Here is an 11,744-nt window from a genome sequence, read left to right on the forward strand (position 1 = left end):
TGTTTTTTATGATGAAATTCATAGTTATGATTTTCAAGGTTTTTATTAACTTTACTTCCAATCTTCCATGATAAAAATACTAATAGTACAAATGATGCTATCTTTAGTGGGCTTGTTATAAATCCTTCTATATCACTTGCCACATAACTTATTACTATAAACATTACAAATTTTCCTGCCAACATTGCTGGAACAAAATCTTTTATATCTTTTTTACAAAAAGCTGATGCAACAGTAACTAAACATCCAGGCATAAATGGACAAGCATATGCTATAAATAGCAGTTTAAATCCCTGTTTGTCCATCCAACTTATTGCTCTTTCAGTTTTACTATTTCTCAACTTATTAAAAAGTCTACTATCAGTAAATCTACTTATTAATAAAAATAATGAGGTTGTCCCAAGCCCTGAGCCAATCCATGATAACAAACACCCAAGTAATAACCCTTGTATAGCAGCATTTGCTGTAACTATCGCCACAAGTGGTAAGGCTGGTATAAAGCTTTCTATAAATGCACTTAATAAACCAATTATTGTGGCTAACACCCAATAGTTTTGAGTTAAATCAAGTAATTCTTGTATATACTGCATATTGCTTTTCCCCTTTTTTTAACTTTAACTATTATTATATACTCTATATTGCTATTACATACCAATTTCAAAAAGGAATCTAATATTCAAAAGTAAATAATTTATGTAAATTTACAGTTAAGGTATCTTTATTTTATTATATATTATAACAAAAAAGTCTCAAAATATGAATCTATCATATTTCAAGACCTTTTCTTTTTATCTGGATATATTTAAACTATAGTATATCTGACTTCATAATATCTTCAAAGTCCCCTTTTTCAGATATCAATCTTATCAATTTAACAGTGCAACTTAAATCATTTATAAGTATAGCTCCTACTAATGAACCATCTTTCATAAATAATTTTTTATATACTCTTTTACCTTCATCTTTTGATGAAATTTCTTTATCAAAATCTTGTATATTACCAATACTAAATACTTTAACATTCATTGCATCTAATGAAACTGGATATACATCACTTTCAAATTTCAAATTATCTCCACTTGCATTTGCTCCTGCTATTTTTCCCATTTCTACTGAAGATGGCCATATTGCTAGACTAGTGTTTCCTACTTGTGCAACATCTCCACAAGCGTATATATCTTTAACATCTGTCTGTAATGTATTATCTACAACAATACCTCTATCAATTTTTACAGATGTATCTTGAACCATTTGAGTATTTGCTCTCACTCCAATTGAAAAGACTACCATATCACAGTCAACACTATTGCCATCTTTGAATATAACCTTTTTAGCCTTTCCATCGCCATCAATACCATCAACTGCCACACCTAATCTTACATCTATGCCTGTATCTCTTACACATTGCTCCAGCATTTTACTTCCTTCTTTATCAAGTTGTTTTGATAATATACCATCCATTGCTTCGACTACTACTACTTCTAATCCTTTTAATTTAAATTCCCATGCTGCTTCAAGACCTAATAGCCCTCCACCAATTACTACAACTTTCTTAGACTTCTCTAATGCTTCTTTTACTTTATATAAGTCTTTTATATTTCTAAGTGTAAATACATTTTCTAAATCATGACCTTTAATTGGTGGTATGAAGTTTCTACTTCCTGTAGCTATTACAAGCTTATCAAATTTAATAGCTCCATCATTTACTACAATAGTTTTATTTGCTTCGTCTAATTTATCTACATTTGTTCCTAATATTACTACTATGTTATTTTCGTCATACCAAGCTTTATCTTCCATATAGAAATCAGAATTAAGTTCTTCATTTATACCATCAGAAAGTGCAGGTCTGTAGTAAGTTAACTCATCCTCATTAGAAATCATAGTTATCTTACAAGTCTTATTTCTTTTTCTTATAGCATCTGCTGCATAGAAGCCAGCTGCACCATTTCCTACTATAACAAAATATTCGTCAGTATCTTTTCTAAAAGTAACCTCATCTTCTTCAACTTCTATAAATTGATCCTCTTTGGCTCCACATACAGGGCATATACTAGGAGCACTATCTCCTTCAAATACTTCGTTACAAATTACACACTTAAACTTTTTAGTCTTCTTTTTACTTCCAAAAGTAGAATTTAACTTATCTAAGAATTTTCCTGTATAAGTATATAATTTGTCAACTTCTTCCTCTGATGGTTTAAAGTTAACGGCAAATGGCTTCACTGTTGTCATTCTAAGCTGATTGATTCTCTCCATAGCATTTTCTATACCTTCTCCACTCCATCCATATGAACCAAATACTGATGCAACTTTTCCACCATGAAGAACTGGATTTAAAGATACTAATATATCCCATATAGGTTTTAATGCATCCCCTAATATTGTTGGTGTTCCAAATAATACGCCTTGCGATACTGCTATTTTAGCTAGAATTTCTTCTTGTTTATGCTCTATTACATCAAATAAATTTACTTTATAATTGCTATTTTTTTCAATATATGATTTTATAACTTCTGCCATGATTTTTGTATATCCATGTGCAGAAACATAACAAATTGTAACTTCTTTTTCTAATTTTACTTGTTCATTTACACTCCAATTATAATAAAGGTCTATAACTTTTCTAGGATTTTCAGTCAATACTGGTCCATGACCTGGACACACTGTATCTATATCTAAATCTTTTATCTTTTCTATAGCAGTTACCATAGATGGTTTAAATGGTCCCATTATGCAATCATAATAATATCTTAAGGCATCTAGGTAATCCTTTTCTTCTTCATCATTAAGAGTGTTTACTATCTTGTCATTACTATAATGACTTCCAAATGAGTCACATGTTACAAGAGTTTTATCCTCTTTTATATATGTGTATATAGTATCTGGCCAATGAAGCATAGGCACAGAGAAGAATTCTAAAGTTTTATCACCTATTGATAGCACATCTCCATCTGCAACTGCAATATATTCAAAATCTTTGTTTACGATTTCCTTTAGATACTTAATGGCAGTTTCTGAAGCTACTACTTTTGCATTTTTTGCTAAATCTAAAAGCTTTTCAACGCTTCCTGCATGGTCTGGTTCAGTATGACTTACCACAATATAGTCAATTTTTTCAAAGTCTATATTTAAATCATTTAATCTTTCAATATACTTTTCAAAATGTTTATCTTTAACTGTCTCAAATAAAACTGTTTTTTCTGTGCCTTTTAAGACATATGAATTATAAGTTGTTCCATAAGGTGTATACATAATTATGTCAAATACTCTTAAATTAGGGTCAAGCGAACCTACCCAATATAAATTTTCTTTTATTTTCAGTGATTTTAATGACATACCGTACTCCTCCTAAAATAGTTATTTAACCTTTTTATACCCTGCTTGTTATATTTTAAACAAGTTTTATTCAAAAAAGAATTTATTTTAAAAGTAATCTAAAACTTTTAATCTTCTTTTTCTACCTCTAGTATAGTTCCTTTTTTAGAATCCACCTTTATGTCATATTCATTTTTATCTTTATCTATTCTTATTTTATAAAAAGTAACATCTAAATTTTTATCTAAACTCCATTCTTTTACTATTCCATCTTGTTCTTTCAATGCAATTTCCATAGCTTTTTCAGGTGTTATTATATCATTTAAATCTAATTTTTCTTTTCTAGCTTTACCATTTAAATCTTCTGAATCTAATTTTTCAGTTTTATCTTCTAATACATCTTTTGTATTAGCATCTATTTTCATCTTATACTCATTGTTATCATCTACACCTTCAACAGTATAAACATATTTTTTTAAATCTCTATCAAGACTTAAATCTACTATATCAGCATCCTTATATTTGTCTTTAAATATATTCATTGCATCTGTATAAGGTACTTTAAAATCTTTTTTCATTAAGCTTTCCTCAGTTTTGTCATCTTTTAAATCACTATTTGAAGCATTTGTTTCTTTTTTTGTATTGCCATTTTGAGGTGCTTGTCCTGAATTTGAATTTCCACTACACGCAGTTAATGAACCTGCAATAAGTATACTTGCCACTAATAAATATAATTTTTTACACATAAAAATCCTCCTTAAATAATTAATTTATTCTATATTATGCCCTTTAAACCCTTTATTTACCCTTTTATATTGCAAATATTTTTTACTTTATTTTAATTCTTTAGAATCCTAAAAGGGATGCTTTAAATAGCATCCCTTTTATATAATTAAAAACTTAAATTTTATTTAGTTCCCTGACTGTTAAATCCATTTTAGGATAAGGTATTGTAATTCCTTCTTCATCAAATCTAATTTTGACCTCTTCTAATAAATCAAGGTAAATTGTCCAATAGTCTTCTGTCTTACACCAAGCCCTAATTGCAAATTTAATGGCATTATCTCCATGTTCTACTACTCCTATAAATGGTTCTGGTTCATTTATTATTAATTTATGTTTGTTTACAATTTCTTTTAAGACTCTTCTAACATGTAATATATCATCTTCATATCCTACACTAAAAACTAAATCAACCCTTCTAGTATTTTTTGCAGAATAGTTTATCAGACTATCATTTGATACAGAACCATTAGGTATAAGTATCTGCTTATTATCTGGAGTAGCTAATTGAGTATAAAAAAGTCCTATTTGCTCAACTGTTCCTCCATGACCTGCTGCTTCTATGTAATCTCCTACTTTAAAAGGTCTAATCAAAAGTATAATAAATCCTCCAGCAAAATTTGATAAACTACCTTGCAGTGCCAAACCTATCGCTACCCCTGCTGAAGCTATTACAGCAGCAAAACTAGATAAACTCATGCCCCAGTATTCAAGAACAACTATTATAACAGCAGCTTTAAGTACACTTAAAAGAAGAGATTTCAAAAACCTTCTTAATGTTAAATCTACATCTCTTTTACCAAGAACTGTCATGACATGGTTTACAATTTTTTTTATTATTTTAAATCCAATAGTAAGTATAAGTAGACCTATTATAAGTTTTACTCCACTTGTAGTTGCCCACTCCAAAAGGCTTTCCATCAAACCTCCCATATCCATTTTATTAATATCTAGATTATTTAAATCTAACTTGCTTATATCATCTATTTTTGTTGTATCCATAGAAAAAACTCCTTACTTTATATTTTAGAACCAATATTATAGTTTAAAGTTCTTATTTTTCTATTTAATATGATACAATATCATTTAATCATAGTAAACAAGATTTATATTCCAGTTAGCTCTTTTTTCTAAATACAAACCTTGTATTATTTATAAAATTTTATGCTAAGTCACTATGAAAATGCTATTGAGTTTTAAAATCATCATTTTTTACACCAATATGAGATGCTATTATAGTTATAATACTTAATACTATAAATACAATAAATCCTCTTTTGTATCCATCAACTGTATTATAAAAATTTATTTGTAAAGATATAGCTATGATTAAATTAATAATACCGCTTCCTATAAATTCAAAGGTATTAATAACACTAGTTGCTAATCCAGAATAAATCTCTTTATTCTTATATTTAGCATCATTAAATACTTGTAAATGTGACATGACTATACACCCCATTATAAAAAATGATACTGGTAAAAACATTATTGGCGGTTTTACTTTGAAAACAATTACAATTATTATCCATATGAATAAGTCTATCATTGCACCATATTTTATTATGTTAAACTTGCTAGACTTTATTTTTGCAAACACAAAATCCATAATTATTGAACCAAATATAAATCCATACGTAAAAAATGATACTATAAATGCAGAAAAACTCTTACTAACTCCATAAACATCCATTATGTATCTTACTCCCCAAAGACTTGTAAATGCACTTGTTAAACCTACAAAAGAAAACATTATTATTGAATTATACCATGTTGACTTATTGACTATAACAGACTTAATCCCTTCAATAATACTAATTTTTTCTGATTCTTCATAAATATCAACATTTACATTAAATCCATATTCTCTTGGTGTATCTCTAACAATAATATACATACAACATCCAATTAAAATGCCTATTATACCTATTAATAAAAATGAATTTCTCCAACCAATAAATTCGGACAAAAATACTAGCGGAAAAGTAGCAAGAACTCCTCCCACATTCCCAACAAATGAGAACTTAGCTGTTGCAGAAGCAAACTCTGATTTATCAAACCATCTACCTTGAATTTTTAAGATACAAAGTAGTATTACAGATGTTCCTGCTCCTACAACTATACGAGAAATATAGGCTAATTCTATATTTTGTATTAATCCAAATAGTATAGAACCTATACTCGCTGTTATTATTCCAATACTACTAATCTTTCTTGCTCCATATTTATCAATTAATATACCTGCTGGTATTTGCATAAGTGCATATGAGTAAAGGCAAAATGATGCTATATTTGATATTTGTATAGAATTAAAGCCTAACTCTTTTGCTAAATTATCTGAGACAACAGCAGTTGACATCCTTAAAAATAAGACTAAAATAAATGAAAATGTAATTATGCCCCAAACACTCCATTTAGCCTTTGTATAACTTTTCATATTTTCTCCCTCAAATCTATGTAATTTTAACTTTTATTACTCTGTTTGTAGACTTTCTACTTGTGGAATTTGTTTATAAGAATTTTGTAATTATTTATCAAAATTTTTAATATGCATTTCTATTATACAATACACATACATATTTAACCATATATAAGAATTTATTCCTATTTACATAATACTTAATTATTTACTTCTTAAAGTAAACAAGAGCCATCTTTTAGGGTAACTCTAAAAGATGGCTCTTTATAAAAATATCTATTCTAAATTTAAATTTCTATCTAGTATAGATTTTGTAGCAACAAATAATATTACTAAAAGTATAATACTTCCAAGTATAGCAAATATAAAATGAGAGCTTTGATATAAATGATAAATCATATTAGTATTTTCTCCTGGTAAAAATCTTTCAATTGTATTACCAACAGTTGATATTATCATATTTATAACTATAAAAGAAACAAATGCAGATACATTTCTATGTTTATTAAATCTTGGTAATTGCCCCATTGAAATTGCTGTGTATAGAAGCAAAATAAATGAAGTATATGAAATAAGCATTGTTAATAATAACAAGAAAATATCTAAAAGGTTTTCAAATCCCAATTTAAAAACATTGTTAAAAAAATCTAAAATCTCAGCAAATTCAATTCCAGAAGCACTAAAAAACATTAGTACTGAAAATGTAACTACTGCAACTATAAAACTAAGTACCGCATATATAAGTGCTGTTATACATTTGGATAATATAAGCGAACTAGTACTAACAGGAAGAGTAAACATTAAATAGCCTTCATCTCCCAAAAGATTTTTTCTAAATCTTTGAATTGTAACTACAATAGTTAAAACACCTAGTGCCATAAAAAGACTTGTAAGTACAAGTATTCCTATTCCTTGTATTTGGAATATATCAATCTTCATAAATATTCCATTTAATATAGCCACTACTATTATAGCTATATATAATGGTATAAATGTTCTTCCACTTGCCTTTAACTCATATTTTAATAGTTTTCCTAACATTTGAATTCCTCCCTAAATAATGCATCTATAGATTTACCTTTTTCCTCTCTTATTGCTTCAACATCTCCCTGTAGTACTATCTCACCTTTAGATATAAATATTACTTCATCACATATATTTTCTATCTCACTTATTAAATGAGTTGCAATCAACAAAGTACTATCCTCAGAATAGTTTTTTAGTATAGTCTTAAGTATATATGACCTTGCAGCTGGGTCAACACCTCCAATAGGCTCATCTAAAATATATATATTTGCCTTTCTTGACATAACTAAAATAAGTTGTACTTTTTCTTTAGTTCCTTTAGACATTGTTTTTAATTTTTCATTTACATCAATATCTAGACTCTTAACCATTTCATTTGCTCTTCTAACATCAAAGTCACTATAAAAATCGTAGAAAAATTTAAGTAAGTCTGATACCTTCATCCAGTCATTTAAATAGGTTCTTTCTGGTAAGTATGATACTATTTTTTTTGTTTCTATAGATGGCTTCATTCCATTTATCATGATTTCACCATCATCAGGTTGTAACAGTCCATTCATCAACTTAATCATTGTACTCTTACCACTTCCATTAGGTCCTAACAATCCAACTATTTTTCCTTTTGGTATATTTAATTCAATATTTTTTAAGACTTTTTTAGTTCCATAGCTTTTATTTACACCTTTAAATTCAACTATTTCATTTTGAGAAACATCATTTACTTTTTTATCCATTTTATAATTCTCCTTTCAAATTTTCTGTTATAAGTTTTAGCATTTCATCTTCATCATATCCAAGTTTTACTAAAGTCTCTTTTAATGTATTTATTTCAACATTGGCTATTTCCTCTTTCATAGCTTTTATTTTTTCCTTATCATCTGTTACAAATCTTCCTTTTGTTCTTTGGCTATAAACTAACCCCTGTCTTTCCAGTTCTGTTAAAGCTTTTTGCATTGTATTCGGATTAACTTCAGCATCCTCCGCAAGTGCTCTTACTGTTTCTAATTTAGAACCTATTTTTATTTCTCCTGAAACTATTTTTAACTTTAAATGTTCTACTAATTGTATATATATAGGTTTGTTATTATCAAGTTCCCATTCCATATTTATTCCTCCTCGCTATATTATTGTATTAATCTCTTAATACAATAATATAATAATACAGCCTATATGTCAACTATTTTTAGATAAAATTATAAATATCTACGAAACTTTTCATTTAAACATAGTTTTTATAAAAAAATAACATTATAAAACCTATTATCAAATATTAAAATTTTCTGTTCTGAATATGTATAACCAAAAAAATTTACTTAAGTCCTATTTTTTTAATGTTTCTTTAAGTATTTCTTTTTCTCTTGTCTTGTTTGGATATTTTTGTCCAAGGCTGCCAAATTTTATGTGAATATATAAGAATATATGAAGTGAAAAAATAGAATTGTACTTTTAGTTAGTTGACAGCCTTTATTAGAATTATCTTTATATACTATTACTTTTTTATTCTCCTAGCAAATTTTTCCTTAGCCAAGTTGTATGACTCTTGTATCATTATTTTTAATTCCTCAAATGTTTTTTCTGAAGGATTTAAGACACATGCCCATGACATCCATGCGTAAACAGGATGTGACATAATTATATCCATTTTTGTAAAATCAAAATCCATTTTTACAATCTGTCCAGCACCTGGTCGTTTTGGAATATAATCAAACATTTTAATAAAAGTTTCTTTCTTTAAACTTAAATTTACACGATAAACATTAGTTCTGTTGAGCGATGAACTTTTGTCATTTTCACCATCTTTTTCTTTGATAGTGAGAACATATACTCCTTTCTTTAGAATTCCATTAGGATTGTAGAATATACCTCTTTCCCCCCAATTGTCTGTTAAAATAACATCCTCTAAATTTGATACACAATAATTGAATATATCCTCAGCTTTCATATTAAATACATTATCCTTTCTGTAATATTTATATTGCTTTTAACATGATAATATCCTATCATATAATAGTGACAATAATTGTCACTATTATAAAAAAAGGAGTATAAAAATGTCAAAGGCTGAACGCTTAATTGAATTGATAATAACTATAAATGCAAAAAGAAATTTTACCTTGAGAGAATTGGCTGAAGAATTTTGTGTATCAAAACGAACAATACTTAGGGACTTACAAGCATTAGAAAGCATGGGATTCCCTTTATATTCAGAAACAGGAGCAGGAGGTGGTTATCATATGTTAAAAGAGCGTATACTACCACCAATTACCTTTTCAGAAAGTGAAGCAAAAGCAATATTTTTTGCCTATCAATCGTTAGCTTTTTACCGTGATTTGCCATTTGAACAAGAGGGAGTCTCTGTATTAAAGAAGTTTTTAAATTGCCTACCAGCAGATATACAGCATAATATTGCTCAAATACAAAATAAAATTGTATTCTGGACACCAGATAGACATTGTTCTTCTCCCTTGCTGAAAGAGCTATTTAACATAATTATAAACAATTCCGCTCTTACAATTCAATATTCATCAAAAAAAAGCCAAAGTATCCGCACAATTATCCCTGTTGGTCTATATGCAATGAATGGACTTTGGTACTGTCCAGCATATTGTTTAAAATCAAAATCTATCCGTGAATTTCGTGTAGACAGGATTGAAAAGATTGTAAATCTAGAAAATATAACAAGTTCAAAATACAATATTCCAAATTCAATACATGAATATCTTGAAAATTTAGAAGTTGCTAAAGATTATCATATTAAAATTCAACTGACAGATATAGGAGTAAAACGCTGTGAGACAGAATTTCTATTAGCAAAAGGTCTGACTATTTTTCCTGATGGAGGCTACATAGATATGTATATCTCAAAAACAACGCTAAACTGGGTAGCTGAATATTTCTTGTCATTTGGAAAAGAGGCCACAGTACTAGAACCAATTGAGCTTAAAACATTGATGAAATCAAAAGTTCAGGAGTTATATAATCATTACTGCAAAATAAATACTGGAATGTAATTTCAATGGATATCTCTAATAGAGACTACATTCTAGTGTTTTAGTTAATCCATATGAGGTAAGACTATAATTTATATTTGTTAATGTTTACATATTTCAATAGATAGATGGATAAAAATCCACATAAAAAATGAACACTAAATTAGAGTTCATTTTTAATATAACTTATTCATTTTTTATAAAATAAATTGATTATTCTTTTGTTGAAGTGTATGCAATCAATTTTTCAAAGTCTTCAATTGGCATTGGTTTTCCAAATAGATATCCTTGTGCCATGTCACATTTGACTTCCTTCAAGAGTTTAAACTGTGCTTCTGTCTCTACCCCTTCTGATATTACTTTCATACCCAATTCCTTTGCCATTTCTACAACTTTAGTAACAATTATTTTACTTCTCTTACTATTATATGTTTCCATGATAAATTTTTGGTCAAGTTTTAAAATATCCATAGGAATTTCTTTTAACATATTTAATGATGAATACCCTGAACCAAAATCATCCATAGATATTAAAAAGCCTATCTCTTTTAAACTATTCATTATATCAATTAAAATATCAAAATTATCAAATATAATACTTTCAGTTAATTCAAGTTCTATATATTTTGCAGGTATATTGTACTTGTCAATTATATTCTTATAGGTTTCTATAAAATTATTACAATATAAATGTATTCTTGAGACATTAACTGAAATAGTTAATGGGTTTATACCTGTATCAATCCATTTTCTAAGTTGTATACAAACTTCTTCTAGTACATATAAATCTAAATTTATTATAAAACCATTTTTCTCAAAAAATGGTATAAACTCATTTGGAGGAATTAATCCCTTATCACGACTTTTCCATCGTACAAGTGCTTCCGAACCTTGTATTTCTCCTGTATTTAGTTCTATTTTAGGTTGCAAATATACTATGAACTCTTTATTTTCTAAGCTTGAGAACATTGTATTTTCCATCTCTTTTTCTTTTATTTCTTGATCATGAATCTTGTTATCATAAAATGCATATGAACTTTTATGTCCTCCTTTTGCCATTTTATGAGGTATATTAGCTCTATCTATTATTGAGTTTATATCTTTATCTTCTGAAAGTATAAAGTATATTCCACAACTTAAAACTAATTTATATTTTTCTTCCTGATTACTATTAAATAAATCCAATTCTTTAAATATACATTCTAATC

At 27.8% G+C, this 11,744-nt stretch carries 11 protein-coding genes; 1 reads left to right on the forward strand and 10 read right to left on the reverse strand.

Annotated features, from left to right (window positions below; translation table 11 throughout):
- The 9 genes from KGF50_RS17245 to KGF50_RS17285 all read right to left on the reverse strand — a co-directional run.
- The coding region (locus tag KGF50_RS17245; protein WP_227849204.1) for a VTT domain-containing protein at positions 1 to 590 on the reverse strand (590 nt) is incomplete at its 3' end.
- A gap of 217 nt (positions 591 to 807) precedes the next feature.
- Entirely contained in the window at positions 808 to 3,339 is a 2,532-nt protein-coding gene (locus KGF50_RS17250) for an FAD-dependent oxidoreductase (RefSeq protein ID WP_227849205.1), read from the reverse strand.
- Between the two features lie 107 nt (positions 3,340 to 3,446).
- Entirely contained in the window at positions 3,447 to 4,064 is a 618-nt protein-coding gene (locus tag KGF50_RS17255) for a PepSY domain-containing protein (RefSeq protein ID WP_227849206.1), read from the reverse strand.
- Positions 4,065 to 4,218: 154 nt separating this feature from the next.
- A complete protein-coding gene (locus KGF50_RS17260) occupies positions 4,219 to 5,103 on the reverse strand; it encodes a mechanosensitive ion channel domain-containing protein (RefSeq protein ID WP_227849207.1) in 885 nt (294 codons plus the stop codon).
- 184 nt (positions 5,104 to 5,287) lie between these two features.
- Complete coding sequence (locus KGF50_RS17265; RefSeq protein ID WP_227849208.1) at positions 5,288 to 6,538, reverse strand: MFS transporter; 1,251 nt, start codon at positions 6,536 to 6,538, stop codon at positions 5,288 to 5,290.
- Positions 6,539 to 6,796: 258 nt separating this feature from the next.
- The gene (locus KGF50_RS17270; RefSeq protein ID WP_227849209.1) at positions 6,797 to 7,561 is read right to left on the reverse strand and encodes an ABC transporter permease; all 765 of its coding nucleotides are present in this window, start codon (positions 7,559 to 7,561) and stop codon (positions 6,797 to 6,799) included.
- The gene (locus KGF50_RS17275; RefSeq protein WP_227849210.1) at positions 7,555 to 8,280 is read right to left on the reverse strand and encodes an ABC transporter ATP-binding protein; all 726 of its coding nucleotides are present in this window, start codon (positions 8,278 to 8,280) and stop codon (positions 7,555 to 7,557) included. Before KGF50_RS17275 ends, KGF50_RS17270 begins: the two co-directional genes overlap by 7 nt.
- A gap of 1 nt (position 8,281) precedes the next feature.
- Complete coding sequence (locus KGF50_RS17280) at positions 8,282 to 8,650, reverse strand: GntR family transcriptional regulator (protein ID WP_227433073.1); 369 nt, start codon at positions 8,648 to 8,650, stop codon at positions 8,282 to 8,284.
- Between the two features lie 385 nt (positions 8,651 to 9,035).
- Positions 9,036 to 9,488 (reverse strand): DUF6194 family protein, encoded by a 453-nt coding sequence (locus KGF50_RS17285; RefSeq protein ID WP_227849211.1) that lies wholly within the window; start codon positions 9,486 to 9,488, stop codon positions 9,036 to 9,038.
- A gap of 109 nt (positions 9,489 to 9,597) precedes the next feature.
- Between KGF50_RS17285 and KGF50_RS17290 the strand changes: the two genes are divergently transcribed.
- A complete protein-coding gene (locus KGF50_RS17290; protein WP_227849212.1) occupies positions 9,598 to 10,557 on the forward strand; it encodes a helix-turn-helix transcriptional regulator in 960 nt (319 codons plus the stop codon).
- Positions 10,558 to 10,749: 192 nt separating this feature from the next.
- On the opposite strand, the gene KGF50_RS17295 is transcribed toward KGF50_RS17290, so the two are convergent.
- Positions 10,750 to 11,744: EAL domain-containing protein (locus tag KGF50_RS17295; protein ID WP_227849213.1), on the reverse strand; the 995-nt coding region annotated here is incomplete at its 5' end.

Source organism: Clostridioides sp. ZZV15-6598, assembly GCF_020657705.1.
GTDB classification, from domain to species: Bacteria; Bacillota; Clostridia; order Peptostreptococcales; family Peptostreptococcaceae; genus Clostridioides; species Clostridioides difficile_F.